We start from the raw sequence: 20683 nt of genomic DNA on the forward strand, positions 1-20683 counted from the left end.
ATGCTGAAGATCCGAAACCTGCACGCGCGCGTGGAGGGCGCCGAGATCCTCCACGGCGTCGACCTCGAGGTGAAGGCCGGCGAGGTCCACGCGATCATGGGACCGAACGGCTCCGGCAAGAGCACGCTGGCGGGCGTGCTCGCGGGGCGGGACGTCTACGAGGTGACCGAGGGCTCGGTTCTCTACGACGGCAAGGACCTGCTCGACCTCGACCCGGAGGACCGCGCGCGCGAAGGGGTGTTCCTCGCGTTCCAGTACCCGGTCGAGATCCCCGGCGTCAGCAACCTCTACTTCCTGCGCGCCGCGCTCAACGCCAAGCGCAAGCAGCAGGGACTCGACGAGATGGACGCGATGGACTTCCTCGCGCTCGTCCGCGACAAGATGAAGCTCGTCGAGATGGACGAGACGTTCCTCCACCGCTCCGTGAACGAGGGGTTCTCGGGGGGCGAGAAGAAACGCAACGAGATCTTCCAGATGGCGGTCCTCGAGCCGCGCCTGGCGATCCTCGACGAGACCGACTCGGGCCTCGACATCGACGCGCTGAAGATCGTGGCGAACGGCGTGAACCTGCTGCGCGCCCCCGACCGCGCGACGATCGTCGTGACCCACTACCAGCGCCTGCTCGACTACATCGTTCCCGACCGCGTGCACGTGCTGGCCGAAGGGCGGATCGTCCGCTCCGGGGACGCCGGGCTCGCGCGGGAGCTCGAGGCGAAGGGGTACGGCTGGCTCGAAGAGGCCGCGCGATGACGGTGAAGGCCACCCCCGACGCCGTCGCGTCGCTGCGGGACCGCGCGCGCGCGCGCTTCGAGGCGCTCGGGTTCCCGACGACGCGCGACGAGGAGTGGCGGCAGACCTCGGTCTCGGCGATCGCGAAGGCCGCGTTCGCCGCGACCCCGAGCGCCCCGATCGCGACGACCGAGCTCCAGGCGACGGGGCTGTTCCCCGGTCCCGGCGCGCGCGTGGTGCTCGTGGACGGCCGCCTGGACCAGGAGCGGACCGACCTCTCCGCGCTCGTCGGCGTCTCCGTCCGGCCGATCGCGGAGGCCCCCGAGGACCTGCTCGGCGCCGTCGCCCCCTGGGAGAACCGCCCGTTCGCCGCCTGGAACACGTCGGCGTTCGACGAGGGCGTGTTCGTCGACGTCGCTCCGGGAGCCAGGGTCTCCGCCCCGATCGACGTCGTGCACGTGGCGACTTCGGGGCCCAAGCCCCGCGCCACCCACCCGCGCGTCGCGATCCGCCTGGGAGACGGGGCCGAGGCCGACGTGATCGAGACGTTCTTGTCCCTGGGAGACGGAGAGACGCTCACGAACGCGGTCACCGAGATCGCGCTCGGCCCGAACGCCAAGCTCGACCATCAGAAGATCCAGGCCGAGGCGGCGCAATCGTGGCACGTCGCGACCCTCCAGGCGCGGCAGGCCCGGGACAGCCGCTTCCATTCCCACAACGTGAGCTTCGGCGCCGCCGTCGTGCGCAACGACGTCGGCGCGGTCCTCGACGGCGAGAACGCCGAGTGCCACCTCTACGGCCTCACGCTCGCCGACGGCCGCCAGGTCGTGGACAACCACACGACCCTCGACCACGCGAAGCCGCACTGTCCGAGCTGGGAGATGTACAAGGCGATCCTCGCGGGCCAGGCGCGGTCGATCTTCAACGGCCGCATCCTCGTCCGGCAGGACGCCCAGAAAACCGACGCCAAGCAGTCGAACCGCAACCTGATCCTCTCGCGCGAGGCGCTGGCGTTCACGCGCCCCCAGCTCGAGATCTACGCCAACGACGTGAAGTGCACGCACGGGGCGACGATCGGTCGCCTCGACGAGGAGCAGCTGTTCTACCTGCGCTCGCGCGGGATCCGCCGCGCGGAGGCCCACGAGCTGCTGATCCACGCCTTCGCCGCGGAGGTCCTCGACAAGATCGACCGCTCGGACGTGCGCGAGCGGATCGTCGCCAAGATGGAGCGGCGCCTGCCGCACCTCACCGGGAGCTGCGACCGATGCGCGTACGGCCGGGTGTGACGCCGGAGGCGGTCCTCGACGTCGAGGCGGTCCGCCGCGACTTTCCGATGCTCTCCCGCGAGGTGCGGGGAAGGCCGCTCGTCTACCTCGACAACGCGAACAGCACGCACAAGCCCGTCGAGGCCGTCGAAACCGAGAGGCGCTTCTACACCGAGCAGTATTCGAACATCCATCGGGGGGTGTACCTCCTCAGCCAGGAGGCGACCGAGCGCTACGACGCGGCCCGCGCGCGCGTCGCGCGGTTCCTGAACGCCGCCGATCCCCGCGAGATCGTCTTCGTGCGCGGAACGACCGAGGCGATGAACCTCGTCGCGCGGTGCTTCGGCGCCCCCCGGCTCTCCCCGGGCGACGAGGTCCTGGTCTCGGGGATGGAGCACCACTCCGGGATCGTTCCCTGGCAGATGGCGTGCGAGGAGAAGGGGGCGAGGCTTCGCGTCATCCCGGTCCTCGACGACGGCACGCTCGACCTTTCGGCCGCGGAGCGCCTGTTCTCCCCGCGGACCAGGGTGCTGTCGGTCATCCACGTCTCGAACGCGCTCGGCACCGTCAACGACGCCAAGGCGCTCGTCGCGATGGCGAAGCGGCACGGCGTGCCGGTCGTTCTCGACGGCGCGCAGACGATCTCCCACCTGCCCGTGGACGTGCGGGACCTCGACTGCGACTTCTACGCCTTCTCCGGACACAAGCTGTTCGGCCCGACCGGGATCGGCGTCCTCTACGGGAAGGCGTCCCATCTCGACGCGATGCCCCCCTACCAGGGGGGCGGGAACATGATCCACACGGTCACCTTCGAGAAGACGACCTACGCCGCGACGCCGTTCAAGTTCGAGGCGGGGACGACGAACATCGCGGGAACGCTCGGGCTCGCCGCCGCGATCGACTACGTGGAGCGCGTGGGATGGGACGCGATCGCCGCGCACGAGCGGCTCCTCACCGAGCGCGTGCTCGCGGTCCTGGCGGAGATCCCCGAGGTGCGGCTCGTCGGCCGGCCGGCCGAAGGCGTCCCGGTCTTCTCGCTCGTCGTCGACGGGATCCACCCGCACGACGTGGGCACCGTGCTCGACCTCGACGGGGTGTGCATCCGGGCGGGGCACCACTGCGCGCAGCCGCTGATGCGACGCTTCGGCGTGCCGGCGACCGTCCGCGCGTCGTTCGCCTTCTACAACACCGTCGAGGAGGCCGACGCGCTCGGCCGCGCGCTGCGCCGGACGATCGAGGTATTCCGCGGATGAACGACCTTCGCGACCTCTACCAGGAGGTGATCCTCGACCACTCGAAGCGCCCGCGGAACCGCCGGGCGATCGAGGGGGCGAGCCACCTCGCCAACGGGCGGAACCCGCTGTGCGGCGACACGCTGGTGCTCTACCTCGCCGTGGACGGAGACGTCATCCGCGACGTCGCCTTCCAGGGGGAAGGGTGCGCGATCTCGACCGCCTCCGCGTCGATGCTGACCGACGCGGTGAAGGGGAAGACGGTCGCGCAGGCCCGCGCGATGTTCGAGACCTTCCACCACCTGCTCACCGACGGCGCCGCGGGCGCGGGGGAGCTCGGCAAGCTCGCGGTGTTCTCGGGGGTCCGGGAGTTCCCGGTGCGGGTCAAGTGCGCCACGCTCGCCTGGCACACCCTGATGGCGGCCCTCGAAAAGCGCGACAGCGCCTCGACGGAGTGACGCGATGAGCCAGACCGGCGTCGATCCTTTCGCGATCGAGCAGCAGGCGATCGAGCAGATCAAGACCGTTTTCGATCCCGAGATCCCGGTGAACATCTGGGAGCTCGGCCTCATCTACGGCGTCGAGGTCTCCCCCGAGGGCCGCGTCACGGTGAAGATGACCCTCACCTCGCCGATGTGCCCGTCCGCCCAGGAGCTTCCCCTCGAGGTCGAACAGAAGGTACGCTCCGTCGGCGGCGTCACCGACGCCAAGGTGGACATCGTCTGGGAGCCGATGTGGACGAAGGACATGATGAGCGACGTGGCCCGCCTGAAGCTGGGCTTCTTCTGAGGCCCTCGCTCGTCGCCGCCCTGGCGGGCTGCGCCACGCTCCTGAGCTGCGGCTCCCCGGCTCCGGGCTGGCCCGACGCGCCGATCGTCGTCGTTTCCATCGACACGCTGCGCTCCGACCGCCTGCCGTCCTACGGATACGGCGGCGTCGCCACCCCCGCGCTCGATGCACTCGCCCGGGGCTCCATCCGGTTCGAGCGCGCCTACACGCACGCGCCGCTGACGCTCCCGGCCCACGCCTCCCTGTTCACGGGGGCGCTCCCCGCCGAGCACGGCGTGCGCGACAACCTCGGCTACGCGCTCGACCCGAAGAAGACCCCGACGCTCGCCCGGCGCCTCCAGGAGCGCGGGTACGCCACCGGGGCCTTCGTCTCGTCGTTCGTGCTGCGCGGCGCGTCGGGGATCGCGGACGGCTTCGACGTCTACGACGACGCGATCGAGGCGGGTACGAATCCCGGCGAGTCGCAACGCTCCGGGTTCGAGACGCTGCGCCAGGCGGACCGGTGGCTCGCCACGGTGAAGGGCCGTCCCTTCTTCCTCTTCGTCCACCTCTACGAGCCGCACGCCCCGTACGCGCCCCCCGATCCCTTTCGCGAGCGTTACGCGGCCCACCCGTACGACGGCGAGGTCGCGACGGCGGACGCGATCGTGGGCGGCCTGTTCGACGCCCTGCGCCGCGAGGGGGCGTGGGACCGCGCGATCGTCGTCGTGTTGTCCGACCACGGCGAAGGACTCGGCGAACACGGCGAGGACGAACACGGCCTGTTCGTGTACCGCACGACCCTGCAGGTCCCGCTCTTCGTGAAGCTCCCCGCGGGCGAGCGCGGCGGGACGACCGACGCCGTGCCCGCGGGGCTCGCCGAGATCGCTCCGACCCTGCTCGCGGCCGTTGCGGGAGGCGAGGGGCGCACGCTCCTCGATCCGGGGCGTCCGGCCGTCCCCGTCTTCTCGGAGACGGCCTACCCCCGCCTCCACTTCGGCTGGAGCGACCTCGCCTCCGCGATCGACGGCCGCCGGCACTGGATCGAAGCCCCGCGCCCGGAGCTCTACGACCTCGAGGCCGACCCCGGAGAGTCGAACGACCTCGCCGCGCGGGAATCCGGCGGAACGCTCGCGTCATTCGCCCGCGAACGGCGGGTCGTGCCCGAGCCTCCATCCCCCCTCGACGCCGAGGCGCGCGCGAAGCTCGCCTCCCTCGGCTACCTCGGAGGAGCCTCGGCGCCGGGCGAGGGAGACGACCTCCCCGACCCCAAGGACCGCGTCGCCGACGCCAACGCCCTTCGCCTCGGAATGCGCACCCTCGCCGAAGGGGACCCCGCCGGGGCGGCGAAGGTCCTCGAGCCGGTGCTGGCGCGCAACCCGCGCCTCACCGACGGATGGGAGTCGCTCGCGCGGGCGCGCGACGCCCTCGGCGACGTCGAGGGCGCGGTGGAGGCGTGGGACCGCGCCCTGTCCGGCTCGGGAGGCGACCCGGTCTTCGCCCTCGGCGCCGCGACGACGATGCTGCGTGCCGGGAAACTCGCCGAGGCGGAGGCGCTGGCGCGCGTCGCGGTGGACGCGAAGCTCGCGGGCGCCACGGAGGTGCTGGCGCGGGCGGCGCTGCTCGGCGGGAACGTCGCCGAGGCGGAGCGGCTCGCGCAGGCGGCGGTCGCCGAGCAGCCCGATCGATTCCCGCCGCGCATCCTGTACGCGCAGGTGCTGCTCGCACGGCACCGCCCGAAGGAGGCGCTCGAGGAGATCACCCGGATCGTCGCCGCCTTCCGCGCGAGGACGCAGCAGGATCCCTCGCTGCTCCGCGGGGCCGCGCTCGTGCGCGGCCGCGCCCTCGCCGCCCTGGGCGATCCGCAGAACGCCATCGCGGCCTACCGCGCCGAGATCGGGATGTTCCCCGACCAGGCCGCCGCCTACGGCGATCTCGCCGTGATGCTCGCGATGGCGGGGGATCCCCAGGCGGCGCGCGCCACGATCGCGCGCCTGCAGGAGGTCGTCCCCCGCCCGGTCTTCGAGGCGGAAGTCCGACGGGTCCAGGCGATGCTGCAGCGACCCCGATGAGCAGGCGAGATCCCGACACGCCGCTGCTGCGCACCGTGTTCGACGACGCGCGACGACCCGGGATCACGCGCTCGATCCGCGACGACGTCGCCACGCTCCGGCGCTTCTACCTGACCGACGCGCAGAAGCGGAAGATCGAGCAGGCCCACGCGCTCGGGCGCGCGTGGCTCACGTCGTTCTACCTGCTGCGCGCCCTGCTGCTGCGCCTGTCCCCCAACCGGCGCGTGCTCCTCGCCGCGTGCCTGGCGATCGCCGCCTTCCTGAACACCTCCCGCGTCCGGGTCGGCGAGGGCGTGGACCTGACGCTGTCGTTCTGGCCGCTGGCGGTGCTGGGCCTGCTCGCGCTCCTCGCGCTCGAACTCAAGGACAAGCTGGTCGCGCGCGACGAGATCGAGCTCGCGCGCGCGGTGCAGCTGTCGCTCCTCCCGCGCGCGCACCCGCGCCTGGGCGCGTGGCGGGTCTGGAGCGCCTCCGTCCCCGCGAACGACGTCGGCGGCGACCTCGCCGACTACGTGCCCGTCGCGGAGGGCCGCCTCGGTCTCGCGCTCGGGGACGTCGCCGGGAAGGGCATGGCGGCCGCCCTGCTCGCGGCGAAGCTCCAGGCGACCCTTCGCGCGCTCGCGCCCTCGCACGCCGGGCTCGACGGCCTCGGGCGCGCGGTGAACGCCATCCTCGTGCGCGACGGCCTCGAGAACCGGTTCGCCACGTTGTTCTACGCGGAGGTCGACCAACGCTCCGGCCGCGTCCGTTTCCTCAACGCAGGGCACAACCCCGCCCTCGTGATCCGCGGCGGAGCCGTCGAGACGCTCCCGGCGAACGGGATCCCGCTCGGCATGTTCGACGGCGCGCGGTACGCCGAGTCCGCCGTCACGCTCTCCCCCGGCGACACCCTCGTCGTGCACTCCGACGGGGTGAACGAGGCGGAGGACCCCGACGGCGAGGCGTTCGGCGACGCGCGACTCCACGCGATCGTCGGTCGCGACGGGGCGCTTCCTCCCGAGGCGCTCGGCCGGGCGATTCTCGAAGCGGTCGCCGCCTTTCAGGGTCCGGGGAAGCCGCGCGACGACCAGTCGGTGCTCGTCCTGCGTTACGCCCCCGAACCCGTGATTTCGGATTCGCACGAGGCCGATCCCGTCGCTTGAGCCGCAGGCGACGCGAAACGTCGCCCGATTGCGGTTCCGGAGCGCCGCGAACCCCCTTTCGTCACCGTCTTTCGGCGGCGTCGGCGCGCGACCCGCGATGTCGCGGCCGATTGCGATTCCGTGCCGTGCTGGCACCGGCCGTGCTGCTCCTCCCCGTCGCGTCCGCGTCAAGCGGCCACGGGAGGTCACGATGGGTCACGGGAACGCCATCCTTCGCCGACTCGGGGCAGCCGGGCTGGGGTTGGCCCTGGTCGGCAACGTCCACGCCGCCTTCCCCGGCGCCAACGGGAAGGTCGCGTTCGAGAGCGACCGCACGAGGGACGTGGACATCTGGACGACCAACGCCGACGGCTCGCAGCCGACGGTCCTCGCGCCGTTCTTCGGCGCCGCCGACCGCAATCCGGCGTGGTCCCCGGACGGCGCCATGGTCGCCTTCCAGAGCGGCCGGACCGGCGACCTCGAGATCTGGGTCGCGAACGCCGACGGCACCGGCGCGCGGAACCTCACGCAGCGCGCGGGAGCGGACCTCCATCCCTGCTGGTCCCCCGACGGATCGCGGATCGCGTGGGCGCGCTGGATGCCCGCCGATTTCGCGTACGACATCTGGGTGATGAACCTCGACGGGACCGGCGCGCGCAACGTATCCGCCCACTGGGGCAACGAGCTCCACCCCGCGTGGTCCCCGGACGGCGCGACGATCGCCTACGAGACCGACCGCGACTTCGACCTGGAGATCTACGCGCAGCCCGCGGGCTCCTCGGGCGAAGCCTCCGCCGTGAACCTGACCCGTCGGGCGGACGCGGACGACATGGATCCGTCCTTCGCCCCCGACGGCGGGCGGATCGCGTTCGTGAGCACCCGCGGCGATTCCGCGACGCGCATCTACACGATGTTCTCGGACGGCTCCGTCCCCACGCTCCTCGCCGGATCGCAGGCGGGAGACGACGCCCCGGCGTGGTCGCCCGACGGGGACAAGATCGCCTTCAGCCGCGTGGACGGGAACGGGACGCGCCAGATCCACATCGCGGACCTCGTCGCGGAGTCGGCGTCCGCGCTGACCGCGGAGGGGACCACGAACACGAACCCCGACTGGCAGACGATCGCCGCCCAGGAGGAGAACCACCCGCCGGTCGCGAACGCCGGGCCGGACGGCGCGGTGCCCTGCGCCGACGCGTCGGGCGCCGTCGTCACGCTCGACGGCAGCGCGTCGTCGGATCCCGACTCGACCCCCGGAACCCAGGACGACCTCGCGGTCTTCGAGTGGTTCCTCGCCTTCGGCACGGACGACGAGCGCCTGCTCGGAACCGGCATGCAGATCGACGCGACGATTCCCGTCGGCACGAACGTGGTCACCCTGCGCGTGACCGATCGCGACGGGCTCCAGGCGGAAGACGCCGCGACGTGGACGGTCGTCGACCCGACCCCGCCGTCGATCGCGGTGTCGATCTCGCCGAACACGCTCTGGCCCCCCAACCACCAGCTGACCGAGGTGCGCGCGCGCGTCGTCGTCGCCGGCGGAACGTGCTCCCCCTCCCCGTCGTTCGTCCTGCGATCGATCGTGAGCAGCGAGCCGGACGACGCGCCGGGGGACGGCGACGGCCAGAGCGTCGGGGACGTCCGCGGCGCCGAGACCGAAGCCTCCGACCTGGCGTTCGCGCTCCGGGCGGAGCGCGCCGCGGGCGGACCCGGACGCGTCTACACGGTCACGTACGCCATCGCCGACGGCCCCGCCGCGGGGACGACCGCGACGGCGACGGTCACCGTCGCTCACGACGCCTCGGGACCGGGCTCCGCACCGTCGCGGTCGACCCGGCCGTCCGCGTCCGCCGGGGATCGAGCCATCCGCCCCCGCTGATCGCCCCCCCTCTCGGCCCCGCGCGGTTCCCCTCCCGCGCGGGGCCTTTTCTTCGTTAGACTCTCGCGGCTTTCCCCGTCGGAAGGCTGCGAGGGGCCCTCATGCAACGCATCGTCGCCGGCGGCATCGTCGCCGCCCTGCTGTGTTCTCCCCGACCCGTGCACGCGGAGCGCCCGCTCGTCTACGCGATCGAAGGCGCGACGGTGCTCGTCGCCCCCGGCCGCACGCTCGAGAACGCGACCGTCGTCGTCCGCGACGGGCGCATCGAGGCCGCGGGTCGCGAGGTGCGTGTTCCCGCCGACGCCGTCCCGATCGCCGGGAAAGGCACGTGGGTCTGGGCGGCGTTCCTCGATGCGGGCTCGACGCTCGGCCAGAACGAGCCCGAGCCCGCCCGTCGCCCTCCCCCGGGCGATGCCCACGACGACTTCGGCGCGGCGGAGCCTCCGTCGGGGAGCCTCACGGCCGCCGGCCCCGCCCACGCCGTCCCGCGCGTGCGGGCCGAGTTCCGAGCGATCGACGCCCTCAAGCCGTTCGCGGGAGACGCGAAGTTCACGACGGAGCCCTGGCGCCGCCAGGGCGTCGGCGCCGTGCTCGTGCAGCCGAGTCGAGGTCTGTTCCGTGGCGAGAGCTCCGTGGTCCTCCTCGCCGACGATCGGCCGGTGGCCGAGCTCGTCGTCCGCGCCGGCGCCGCCCAGCACGTCGCGTTCGAGTCCGGCTCGTTCGGCGAGGGTTACCCGACGAGTCTGATGGGCGCGGTGGCGGCGATCCGCCAGACGCTGCTCGACGCCCGCCGTTTCGCGGCCTGGCAGGACCTCTACGCCCGCGATCCGCGCGCGAGCTCCCGCCCGGAGTACGTCGCCGCGTTCGAGGCGCTGCGCCCCGTCCTCGAGCGGAGGCGACGCGCGATCGTGCAGGCGGACGACCCCGCGGACGTCCTGATCGCCGGCGCGCTCGCGCGCGAGTTCGACCTCGACGTCGCCGTCGCCGGAACGGGATTCGAGGCGGAGCTGGCGGCGGCGGTTCGGGCCACCGGGCTGCCGATCCTGTTCCCCGCCGCGGTTCCCGACCGCCCGAAGGCCGCGGACGCCGACGAGGCGCTCGCCCTGACCCTCCGGGACCTGACGCGATACAACGACGCGTCCGGCGCACCGCGGCGCCTGCACGAGGCCGGCGTCCGGTTCGCGCTCACCAGCCGCGGATTGCGCAATCCGTCCGAGCTCGGCGCGAACCTGCGGGCGTTCGTCGAGGCGGGGCTCCCTTCCGACGTCGCGCTCGCCGCGCTGACCACGGTGCCCGCGGAGATCCTCGGCGTGGACCGCCAGCTCGGCACCGTCGAGCCGGGCAAGATCGCCAATCTCGTCCTCGCGGACGGGCCGCCCTTCGCGAAGGGCACGACGATCCGGCGGATGTTCCTCGACGGACGCGAGGTGACGTTCGAGGAGAAGCGGAAGCCCAAGGGGGACCCGAGCGCGAAGGTCGATCCCCGGGGCACCTGGTCGGTCATCGTGGACTTCGGCGGCGGCGCCGCGACGCGGACGTGGACGATCGAGGGAACACCCGGCGCGCTTCGCGGGACCGCCGAGACGCAGCGGGGCACCGTCACGTTCGAGCGCGTCGTGCTGGAGGGGAACCTCCTCACCGTGGTCTTCCCTCCGCAGGGGGGGCGTCCGGCGACCGAGGCCTCGGTCGTCGTGACCGGGGACGAGTTCGAAGGGACCGCCGAGTTCGGATCGCGCACCGTCGACCTCGGCGGGAAGCGAACCAAGGGACCGGAAGGGGGTGCGCGATGAGGGCCGCCGCCGGATTCCTCGTCGTCGCGCTCGCCGCCGACGCCTCGGCCCAGACTCTCGCCCCGGAGGCGAAGGCTCCGGCGGTGGTGCTCGTGAAGGACGCGACCGTGTGGACGCAGGGCCCCGCGGGGGTGCTCGAGAACACCGACGTGCTCGTCCGCGAGGGGAAGATCGCGGCGATCGGGAGGGCGCTCCCCGCCCCGGCCGGGGCGTTCGTCGTCGAGGCGGGAGGGCGCCACGTGACGCCGGGACTCATCGACGCGCACAGCCACACGGCGATCCGCGGCGGCGTGAACGAGGGATCCAACAACGTCACCGCCGAGGTCCGCATCGCCGACGTCGTCGATCCCGACGATCCCGACGTCTACCGCGCGCTCGCCGGCGGCGTGACGACGTCGAACCTCCTGCACGGCTCCGCGAACGCGATCGGCGGGCAGAACGCCGTCGTGAAGATGCGGTGGCGGTCCACACCCGCGGCGATGCTCGTCGACGGGGCCCCGGCCGGGATCAAGTTCGCGCTCGGGGAAAACCCCAAGCGGTCGAACTTCCGCGCCCCCGGCGGCGCGGTGCGTTACCCCGCGACGCGCATGGGCGTGATGGAGTCGATCCGCGAGCGATTCCTCGCCGCGCGGGACTACGCCGCGACGTGGGCGGCGTGGAACGCGCTCCCCGCCGGGGAGCGCGCGAAACGCGTCCCGCCGCGCCGCGACCTGCAGCTCGAGGCGATCGCCGAGATCCTCGAGGGGGATCGCCTCATCCACTGCCACGCCTACCGCCAGGACGAGATGCTCGCCCTGGTGCGCCTCGTCGAGACCTTCTCGGTGCGCATCGCGACCTTCCAGCACGTGCTCGAGGGGTACAAGATCGCCGACGAGATCGCCGCGCACGGCGCGGGCGCCTCGACCTTCAGCGACTGGTGGGCCTTCAAGCTCGAGGCCTACGACGCGATCCCGTACAACGGCGCCTTGATGCGCGACCGAGGGGTCCTCGTGAGCTTCAATTCCGACTCGTCGGAGCTCGCCCGAAGGATGAACCTCGAGGCGGCCAAGGCGGTGAAATACGGCGCGGTACCCGAGGCGGACGCGCTCGCGTTCGTCACCCTGAACCCGGCGCGCCAGCTCGGGATCGACCGGCGCGTCGGCACGCTCGAGGTCGGCAAGGACGCCGACCTCGTCGTCTGGTCGGGCCATCCGCTCAGCGTCTATGCCGTCGCGGACCAGACCTGGGTCGACGGCCGCCTGGAGTTCGACCGGACGGCGGACGTGGCGTCGCGCGCGGCGGTCGAGGCCGCGCGCGCCGAGGCCGTCGCGAAGGCGCTCGGGCGCGCGCCCGAGCCCCCGGCGACGGCGATCCCCGCGGGGGCGCAGCCCGGACCGGGTCCCGCACCCGCGTGGAAGGACCGCCTGGCGTCGCGCGGCGGCGGCGTCTCGATCGTCGGCGCCACGGTGCATCCGGTCTCCGGCCCGCCGATCGAGAACGGCACCGTCTCCTTCCGCGAGGGGCGCATCGTCGCGGTGGGCGCCGGGCTCCCGCCTCTGCCGGGTGCGACCGTCGTCGACGGCCGCGGCCGGCACCTCTACCCCGGCCTGCTCGACGCGAGCTCGTCGCTCGGACGCGTCGAGATCTCCTCGGTCGCGGGAAGCGTCGACGTCGGAGAGATCGGCGATCTCAATCCGGAGGTCGCGACCGCGATCGCGGTGAATCCGGATTCCGAGCTCCTCGGGGTCGCGCGCGCGAACGGGATCACCCACGCCCTCGGCGTCCCCGAGGGCGGAATCGTCAGCGGGAGCTCCGCGTGGATGCGGCTGGACGGGTGGACGTGGGAGGATCTCGAGGCCTCGGGCCCGGTCGCGATGCACGTCCGCTGGCCGTCGTACGCCGTACGCCGCGGGCCGGGCGCTCCGTCCGAGGACGACCAGCGCCGCGAGCGCGAGCTGCGCCTGACCGCGTTGCGCCGGCTCTTCGAGGACGCACGCGCCTATGCCCGCGCGAAGGGAGCGGCGCCGGACGGGCGACGGATCGACGTCGACCCGAAGCTCGAGGCGATGCTCCCCGTGGTCGACGGCCGCCTCCCGGTCGTCGTGCATGCCTCCCAGGCCCGCCAGATCCGCGCGGCGCTCGATTGGGCGGGCAAGGAGCAGATCCGCATCGTGCTCGCGTCCCCCTCCTCCGGGGACGCGTGGCGTCTCGCCGATGCCCTCGCCGCACGCGCGGTGCCGGTCCTCCTCGAAGGGGTCCTGCAGCTCCCCGCGCGCGAAGACGACCCCTACGACGCGGCCTACGCGGCCGCCGCGAAGCTCCGCGCCGCCGGCGTGAGGGTCGCGATCGCCTCCGGGGGCGGCGGGGGGGGCGCGTGGACCGCGCGCAACCTCCCCTACCACGCGGCCATGGCCGCGGCGTTCGGCCTCCCCAAGGACGACGCGCTGCGCGCCGTGACGCTCCACGCGGCCGAGATCCTCGGCGTCGCGAGCACCCTGGGCTCGATCGAAGTCGGCAAGTCCGCGAGCCTCATCCTCACCGACGGCGACCCGCTCGAGATCCGAACGCGAGTCGGGGCCGCCTGGATCGACGGCCGCCCGGCCTCCCTGGAGGACAACCGGCACGACCGCCTCTACCGCAGGTATGCCTCGCGCCCGCGCCCAGGGGCGCGCTGAGGTCCCGATGCTGGACATCCGCGATTTGTCCGTCCGCTGCGGCCGGTGCCTCAACTACCAGACCCTCACCGCCTACGCCAAGCGCGAGGGGTGGAACGTCTACACCTACACCTGCGACGAAGGGACCTGCGACGTGGACGCGACGCGCACGCTGCTGGAGGTCCCCGAGGCGATCGACGTGTTCGCGACGCGGCATCCGGAGTGTGGCGGAGGGTGCGGAAGCTAGCCGCACAGAAATCGGAGCGCACGACTCCCCTGCGGCCCGTATGGTTCCCGTCGAGGGGAACATCGTGACGGTCCTTGCTCCGGCCTCGGAGTTCCTGGGGATTAGTCGCGCCGCCGCCGCCGTGCGCGAGCAGATCGTCCGAGCGGCGTCGGTCGACGCCCCCGTCCTCGTGGTCGGCGAGAGCGGCGTAGGCAAGGAGCTCGTCGCCCGCGGAATCCACGACCGGTCCCGCCGCGCGCCGGGGCCCTTCATCGCCCTCAATTGCGCCGCGATCCCGGACGGCCTGGTGGAGTCGGAGCTGTTCGGGCACGAGCCCGGCTCGTTCACCGACGGCCGGAGCCTCCGGCGCGGCGCGTTCGAGCTCGCCGACCGGGGGACGTTGTTCCTGGACGAGGTCGGCGACCTGAGCCCGTCGGCTCAGCCGAAGCTGCTCCGCTCCCTCGAATCGGGAGAGTTCCTGCGCGTGGGGGGCGAGCAGCCCCGGCGCTCCGACTTGCGCGTGATCGCCGCCACGAACCACGACCTGCACCGGATGTCCGTCGAGAACCGCTTCCGCGCGGATCTGCTCTACCGCCTGCGGGTCATCGAGATCCGGGTCCCGCCGCTGCGGCACCGGCGCGAGGACATCCCGCTGCTCGCCGAACGGTTCGCCCGGCACGTTGCCTCGAGCCAGAATCAGCCGTTCCGCGGATTCTCGCCGGAGGCGATCCAGGCCCTCTCGCGATACCCCTGGCCGGGGAACGTTCGCGAGCTACGGTCGGTGGTGCAGCGTGCGCTCTCGTTCCGTCTGGACGGATTGGTGGACGGATCCGTGCTCGACCTCGACCCCGTCTCCGCCGGCCGGATCGGCCTGCGGGCGCTGCTCGACGAGGACTGGAAGAACGCTCGCTGGAAGTTCGAGTCCGCCTACGCAAGTCACCTGCTCGGCCGCTTCGGCGGGAGCGTACGGGAAGCGGCGCATGCCGCGGGGCTCGCGCCCCGCAGCCTCTACAAGATGCTCCGGCGGCAGCGGCAGCGGCGCGGTGACACCGACTGAGCGCGCCCACGGTGGCCTCGAGCTTGTTGAGTCTCCGGGTGTCCGGCCTGTCCTCCGGCGGACGGGAGTGCTTTCGCAAGTCGCGACTTCCTTGAGTTCCCGCCGGGCCCGGGTCTTGCCCCGGTCCGGACCATGCGCTGGCCCATCCACCCCGTCGAACGCGTGCGTCCGTCCCGCTTCGCCTCCTCGTCCCGGTCGCGGCAGGGCTTGCGGCCTGTGCGGCGCATCGCCAGATCGCCCGCTCCGCGCACTGCTCCAAGGCCGCGAGCGGCTCGGGGGTGCCCCCTTCAATCTTCCGGCCTTTCCCCGGGCGGCGCCATCTTCACGATCCTCGGGAAGAACCGGGCGACCTTCTCGACGAGGTCGGACTGCGCCGCCATCACGACGTCGATGTCCTTGTACACTCCGGGAACCTCGTCGAGCCCTGCCGAGATGACGTCCACCCCGCGCTCGTCGAGCAGGCGCCGCACTTCCCCCCACACGAACCGCTGCTTCGCCGCGGCTCGGCTCATCACCCGCCCCGCCCCGTGCGCCGCCGACCGCATCGACTCGGCGTTGCCCAGGCCACGCACGACATAGGTGGGGCTCGCCATCGAACCGGGGATGATCCCGAGCACGCCGGCCCCCGCCGGGGTCGCCCCCTTGCGGTGGACGATCAGCGTTTCCCCGAAATGCTCCTCCTTCCAGGCGAAGTTGTGGTGGTTCTCGAGGTCGAGGACGACGCGTGCGCCGAGGTGGCGCGCGATCGCGCGGTGAATGCACGCGTGGTTGGCGGCGGCGTATTTCCCCATCAGCTCCATCGCCGCCCAGTACTCCTGCCCCTCGTGCGAGGCGAGGTCGAGCCAGGCGAGGTGGAGCAGCTCGCGCGGAAGCTCCGCGCGCTTCGTCATCGCGAGCTTGCTGTAGTGGTCGGCGACCGACGCGCCCGTGCCGCGGCTTCCGCTGTGCGTGAGGAGCGCGAGGTAGGTCCCGGGCGGGATCCCGAGCGCGTCGTCGGGAACGTCGAAGGTGCCGAACTCGACGAAGTGGTTCCCGCTCCCCGAGGTCCCCAGCTGCGACCACGCCTTGTCCTTCAGCTCGCGCGTGACCGGAGAGACGGTCCAGTCGTCGTCGAGGACGTCGTGCTCGCGACGGTCCTTGAAGTGGGCGCCGACCCCGAAGCGCGTCTCCGACTCGATCGCCTTCTTCAGGCGCTGCGACTCGCCGGCGAGCAGCCGGGGCGGGAGGTCGAGGACGGTCATCTTCATCCGGCAGGCGATGTCCACGCCGACGGCGTACGGGATCACCGCGTTGCGGGTCGCCAGCACGCCGCCGATCGGAAGGCCGTACCCCGGGTGCGCGTCGGGCATGAGCGCCCCCTTCACCGAGACGGGGAGGGCGCACGCGTTCGCCATCTGACGCAGCGACTCGGGCTCGAGGTCGAGGCCCCAGCTTCGCCAGGGCGCCGGGGATTCCCGCGGCACGAAGCTCCGGCGGGACTCGGCGCGGTTGAGGATCGCGCGGGCGAGCTCGCCGTAGGCCGGGTCGTCCCGGAACGACTCCGGATCCTCGACGAGCGCGCGGACGTCCCGCCGGATGTCGCGCACGTCCGTGCCGGACTTCCGGGCCGCCCCAACGGCGGCGAGCGCGGCGTGCAGGGGGGCGCCTCGCGGGACGCCGAGGTTGAGGAGCTCGCGGGCTTTCATACCGGCATTCTGACGCGAACCCGCTACAATCCCACGGTTCCCATCAGGAGGCCCCGTGAGCCACGCCGGCGATCCGCGTTCCCTCGAGATCGGCATCCCCACCGTCGACGCGGAGCACCGCGAGCAGCTCGATCGCATGGCGCGCCTTCAGGGCGCCATCCTCGGGGGCGGCGATCCGGAGACGATCGCCGACGACCTCGAGAGCCTGACCGACTACATCGACGCCCACTTCACCTCCGAGCAGATCCTGATGCGCGAGCAGGCCTACCCCGAGTACGCGACGCACCTGCGCGAACACGACGCCGCGATCGACATGCTGCGCAACCTCGAGACGCGCGTGCGTTCCGGGGACGCGGCCGCCTCGGCCGAGGTCCTGTCGGCCCTCAAGGGGTGGCTCGTCTCGCACATCGACCGCGCCGACCGTGCGCTCGCCGGCTTCCTCCTCGCGCGCGGCAAGGAGATGCCCTGACGTGCCGGCCGCGGCGCTCCTGCTGGCGGCACTCCTCCCGATCGCGGAGATCGATGCCTCGTGGGCGCTCCGGGCCGACCTCGACCGCGCGCAGGCCCATGTCGCCGAGGTGAAACGCGCCGCCGCGGCGCACCCCGACGCCTCCGCGCTCCAGTGGCGGCTGTGCCGCGCACTGTTCTTCCTGGGCGAATACGCCCTCGACCCGAACCGGAAGGACGAACGCAAGACGGTGCTGCGCGAGGCCCGGGAGGCCGGCGAACGCGCGGTCGCCCTCGCGAAGGACGACGCCGAACGACTCCCTTCCCACGTCTGGGCCTCGTACGCCTGGGGCCAGTGGGCGCTGCTCGAGGGGAAACTCGCGGCGGTGCGGCAGGGGGCCGCGGCCAGGATCCGCGACCACGCCGCCGCGGCGGTGAGGCTCGACCCGCTTTACGACGGCGCGGCCGGCGACCGCGTCCTCGGGCGGCTCCACCACCAGACGCCGTCGGTCCCCTTCCTCACCGGCTGGGCCTCCAAGCAACTCGCTCTCGAGCACCTGCGTCGCTCGGTCGAGCTCGCCCCGGGAAGCCTCGTCAACCGGCAGTACCTCGGCGAGGCGCTCTGGGAGATCGACAGGAAGCGCCGGGCCGAGGCGAAGGCGATCCTCGAGGGGGTCGTCGCCGCGATCCCCGACCCGCGGTTCCTGGTCGAGGAACGGCACGCGCAGGCCGCCGCGCGGGCGTTTCTCCACGAGCGCGTGGCGCAGCGCTGAGGGGCCCCCGGCGCTATAGTGCGCCTCCGGCGTCCGCAGGCCCCACCCGCGCCGGTGGAGGTGCCTTCCGCATGATCTACAACGGCATGGCGATCGAGGCGACGCGACTGGGCGACGGCTTCGTCGAGCTTCGCTTCGACCTCAAGAGCGAGTCGGTCAACAAGTTCGACGCGCTCTCCCTGCGCGAGCTCGCGGAGGCGGTCGCCGCGATCGCCCGCGAGAAGGACCTCCGCGGCGTGTTGGTCACCAGCGCCAAGGACGTCTTCATCGTCGGCGCGGACATCATGGAGTTCCTCGAGCACTTCAAGAAGCCCGAGGCCGAGATGGCCGCGTGGCTGCTCGAGATGGACAAGACGCTCAACGCGCTCGAGGACCTCGACGCGCCGTCGGTCGTCGCGATCAACGGCGTCGCCCTCGGCGGCGGCTTCGAGCTGTGCCTCGCCGCCTCGTTCCGCGTGATGTCCACGTCGGCGAAGGTGGGCCTCCCGGAGACCAAGCTCGGGATCATCCCCGGCTGGGGCGGTACGGTTCGCCTGTCGCGCCTCGTCGGCGCGGACAACGCGATCGAGTGGATCGCGGGGGGGGAGCACCACGCCCCCGAGACCGCCCTGAAGGTCGGTGCGGTGGACGCCGTCGTCGCCCCCGAGGCCCTCCGCGACGCGGCCGTGCGCATGCTCCACGACGCGGCGGACGGGAAGCTGGACTGGAAACGCCGGCGCGAGGAGAAGAAGGCCCCGCTCAGGCTCGACGCGATCGAGGCGGGGATGGTCTTCGTCGGCTCGAAGGCGTTCGTCGCCGGGAAGGCCGGTCCGCACTACCCCGCCCCCGTGACGGCGATCGAGGTGATCGAGCAGGGGGCGGGAAAGGCGCGCGACGAGGCTCTGCCGATCGAGGCGGCGGCGTTCGCCAAGCTCGCCAAGAGCGCGACCGCGCGCTCGCTCGTGCAGGTGTTCCTCGGCGACCAGGCGGTGAAGAAGGTCGGGAAGAAGGCATCGAAGGCCGCACGCCCCGTCAAGCGCGCCGCGGTCCTGGGCGCCGGGATCATGGGGGGCGGCATCGCCTACCAGTCGGCGTCGCGCGGGACGCCGATCCTGATGAAGGACATCGCCCCCAAGGCGCTCGAGTCGGGGATGGCCGAGGCGGTCAAGCTTCTCGAGAAGCAGGTCGAGCGAGGCAAGCTCACGACCGGCAAGATGGCCGGCGTGCTCGCCGCGATCACGCCGACGATGTCGTACGGCGACTTCGGGACCGTGGACGTCGTCGTCGAGGCGGTCGTCGAGAACGAGGAGATCAAGAAGAAGGTCCTCGCCGAGGTGGAGGGGAATCTCCCGGAGACGGCCGTGCTGGCCTCGAACACCTCGACGATCTCGATCACGCGCCTGGCGACGGCGCTGAAGCGTCCCGAGCGTTTCTGCGGGATGCACTTCTTCAATCCGGTGCCGAAGATGCCCCTCGTCGAGGTGATCCGCGGCGAGAAGACCGGGGAGGAGGCGATCGCGACGACCGTCGCGTGGGCGCAGGCGATGGGGAAGACCCCCATCGTCGTCGGCGACTGCGCGGGGTTCCTCGTGAACCGGCTTCTCTTTCCCTACTTCGCGGGGTTCATGGGGCTGCTCGCGGAGGGGGTCGACTACGAGCGCATCGACAAGGTGATGGAGACGTGGGGCTGGCCGATGGGCCCGGCGCTCCTGCTCGACGTCGTGGGGATCGACACCGCCGTGCACGCCGACAGGGTGATGGCGCAGGCGTTTCCCGACCGGATGCGACACGACGGGAAGAGCGCGATCGAGGCGATGGTCGAGGCCGGCCGCTTCGGCCAGAAGACGGGCTCGGGGTTCTACGCCTGGAAGCCCGAGAAGAAGGGGCCGCCCAAGAAGCAATCCGACCCCGAAGCGAAGGCGATCGTCGCATCGATCGTGAAGGGGTCGTCGAATCCGACCGACGGCGAGATCCTCGAGCGGACGATGCTGCCGATGCTCTTCGAGGGCTCGCGTTGCCTCGAGGAGAAGATCGTCGCGTCGCCGGTCGAGGCCGACATCGCCCTCCTCTACGGCCTCGGGTTCCCGCCGTTCCGCGGCGGGTTGTTCCACTGGGCCGACGTCACGGGGATCGACGCGCTGCTCCACGCCTCGGAGCACCACCGCCGCCTGGGCGGCCTGTACGTCCCCACGAAGCAGATGCACGATCTCGCCGCCGCCGGGCGCGGCTTCCACGGAGCGTAGCGCCATGAGAGAAGTCGTCGTCGTCGACGCCGTCCGCACCCCGATGGGCCGCTCCAAGGGCGGCATGTTCCGAAACGTGAGGTCCGAGAATCTCTCGGCCGAAGTCATCAAGGGCCTGCTCGCCCGCAACCCCGAGGTGAACCCCGCCGAGATCGACGACGTCCTCTGGGGGTGCGTCCAGCAGACCCTCGAGCAGGCGTTCAACGTCGCCCGATTCGCCCAGTTGATGACCCCGATCCCCAAGGAAGTCCCCGCGCAGACGATCAACCGCCTGTGCGGCTCGTCCATGACGGCGCTCCACACCGCCGCGATGCACATCCTCGCCGGCTACGGCGACCTGTTCGTGGTCGGCGGCGTCGAGCACATGGGGCACGTCCCGATGATGCACGGCATCGACTTCAACCCGAGAAGCTCGAAGTACAACGCGAAGGCGGCGGGGATGATGGGGCTCACCGCCGAGTACCTCGCGCGGATCCACAAGATCGATCGGGCGCGGCAGGACGAGTTCGCCCTGCGCTCGCACCAGAAGGCCCATGCCGCGACGACGTCGGGGGCCTTCAAGGCCGAGATCGTCCCGATGGAGGGGCACGACGAGGCGGGCGCCCTCAAGGCGTACGACTACGACGAGGTCATCCGCCCCGACACGACCTTCGAGGGATTGTCGGCCCTCAAGCCCGCCTTCGACCCGAAACACGGCACCATCACGGCGGGGAACGCCTCGGCCGTCTCCGACGGCGCGGCGGCGATGCTCGTGATGTCCGCGGAGAAGGCGAAGGCCCTCGGCTGC

Annotated in this window: 17 protein-coding genes; 16 read left to right on the forward strand and 1 reads right to left on the reverse strand. The window is 72.1% G+C overall.

Annotated elements, in window-relative coordinates:
- From sufC to VF139_02785, 12 genes are all read left to right on the forward strand, one after another.
- Positions 1-750, forward strand: a complete 750-nt coding sequence (gene sufC, locus VF139_02730; protein HEX6850296.1) for a Fe-S cluster assembly ATPase SufC — start codon at positions 1-3, stop codon at positions 748-750.
- The gene (sufD, locus tag VF139_02735) at positions 747-2015 is read left to right on the forward strand and encodes a Fe-S cluster assembly protein SufD (protein HEX6850297.1); all 1269 of its coding nucleotides are present in this window, start codon (positions 747-749) and stop codon (positions 2013-2015) included. Before sufC ends, sufD begins: the two co-directional genes overlap by 4 nt.
- Entirely contained in the window at positions 1994-3247 is a 1254-nt protein-coding gene (locus VF139_02740; GenBank protein ID HEX6850298.1) for a cysteine desulfurase, read from the forward strand. Before sufD ends, VF139_02740 begins: the two co-directional genes overlap by 22 nt.
- A complete protein-coding gene (locus tag VF139_02745; protein HEX6850299.1) occupies positions 3244-3684 on the forward strand; it encodes an SUF system NifU family Fe-S cluster assembly protein in 441 nt (146 codons plus the stop codon). Before VF139_02740 ends, VF139_02745 begins: the two co-directional genes overlap by 4 nt.
- A 4-nt stretch (positions 3685-3688) precedes the next feature.
- Positions 3689-4015, forward strand: coding sequence for an iron-sulfur cluster assembly protein (locus VF139_02750; protein HEX6850300.1), 327 nt, complete (start codon positions 3689-3691; stop codon positions 4013-4015).
- Positions 3961-6066, forward strand: coding sequence for a sulfatase-like hydrolase/transferase (locus VF139_02755; GenBank protein HEX6850301.1), 2106 nt, complete (start codon positions 3961-3963; stop codon positions 6064-6066). The genes VF139_02750 and VF139_02755 overlap by 55 nt, the downstream gene beginning before the upstream one ends.
- Positions 6063-7208, forward strand: coding sequence for a PP2C family protein-serine/threonine phosphatase (locus VF139_02760; protein HEX6850302.1), 1146 nt, complete (start codon positions 6063-6065; stop codon positions 7206-7208). The genes VF139_02755 and VF139_02760 overlap by 4 nt, the downstream gene beginning before the upstream one ends.
- A gap of 190 nt (positions 7209-7398) precedes the next feature.
- A complete protein-coding gene (locus VF139_02765; protein ID HEX6850303.1) occupies positions 7399-9063 on the forward strand; it encodes a hypothetical protein in 1665 nt (554 codons plus the stop codon).
- A gap of 101 nt (positions 9064-9164) precedes the next feature.
- Complete coding sequence (locus VF139_02770; protein HEX6850304.1) at positions 9165-10853, forward strand: amidohydrolase family protein; 1689 nt, start codon at positions 9165-9167, stop codon at positions 10851-10853.
- Positions 10850-13507, forward strand: coding sequence for an amidohydrolase family protein (locus VF139_02775; GenBank protein ID HEX6850305.1), 2658 nt, complete (start codon positions 10850-10852; stop codon positions 13505-13507). Before VF139_02770 ends, VF139_02775 begins: the two co-directional genes overlap by 4 nt.
- A 7-nt stretch (positions 13508-13514) precedes the next feature.
- Complete coding sequence (locus VF139_02780; GenBank protein HEX6850306.1) at positions 13515-13733, forward strand: hypothetical protein; 219 nt, start codon at positions 13515-13517, stop codon at positions 13731-13733.
- 64 nt (positions 13734-13797) lie between these two features.
- Positions 13798-14769 carry a sigma-54 dependent transcriptional regulator gene (locus VF139_02785; protein HEX6850307.1) on the forward strand — a complete coding sequence of 324 codons (972 nt, stop codon included), beginning with the start codon at positions 13798-13800 and terminating at the stop codon, positions 14767-14769.
- A gap of 287 nt (positions 14770-15056) precedes the next feature.
- Here the strand turns inward: VF139_02785 and VF139_02790 are convergent, their stop codons facing one another.
- Positions 15057-16454: an RtcB family protein gene (locus tag VF139_02790; protein HEX6850308.1), complete on the reverse strand. Its 1398-nt coding sequence runs from the start codon at positions 16452-16454 to the stop codon at positions 15057-15059.
- Positions 16455-16509: 55 nt separating this feature from the next.
- Between VF139_02790 and VF139_02795 the strand changes: the two genes are divergently transcribed.
- From VF139_02795 to VF139_02810, 4 genes are all read left to right on the forward strand, one after another.
- Complete coding sequence (locus tag VF139_02795; GenBank protein ID HEX6850309.1) at positions 16510-16923, forward strand: bacteriohemerythrin; 414 nt, start codon at positions 16510-16512, stop codon at positions 16921-16923.
- 1 nt (position 16924) lies between these two features.
- Positions 16925-17674 (forward strand): hypothetical protein, encoded by a 750-nt coding sequence (locus VF139_02800; protein ID HEX6850310.1) that lies wholly within the window; start codon positions 16925-16927, stop codon positions 17672-17674.
- A gap of 71 nt (positions 17675-17745) precedes the next feature.
- A complete protein-coding gene (gene fadB, locus VF139_02805; GenBank protein ID HEX6850311.1) occupies positions 17746-19896 on the forward strand; it encodes a fatty acid oxidation complex subunit alpha FadB in 2151 nt (716 codons plus the stop codon).
- A 4-nt stretch (positions 19897-19900) separates the two neighbouring features.
- On the forward strand, positions 19901-20683 hold a 783-nt coding region (locus tag VF139_02810; protein HEX6850312.1), incomplete at its 3' end, for an acetyl-CoA C-acyltransferase.

This window comes from Candidatus Polarisedimenticolaceae bacterium, from assembly GCA_036376135.1.
GTDB lineage: Bacteria > Acidobacteriota > Polarisedimenticolia > Polarisedimenticolales > DASRJG01 > DASVAW01.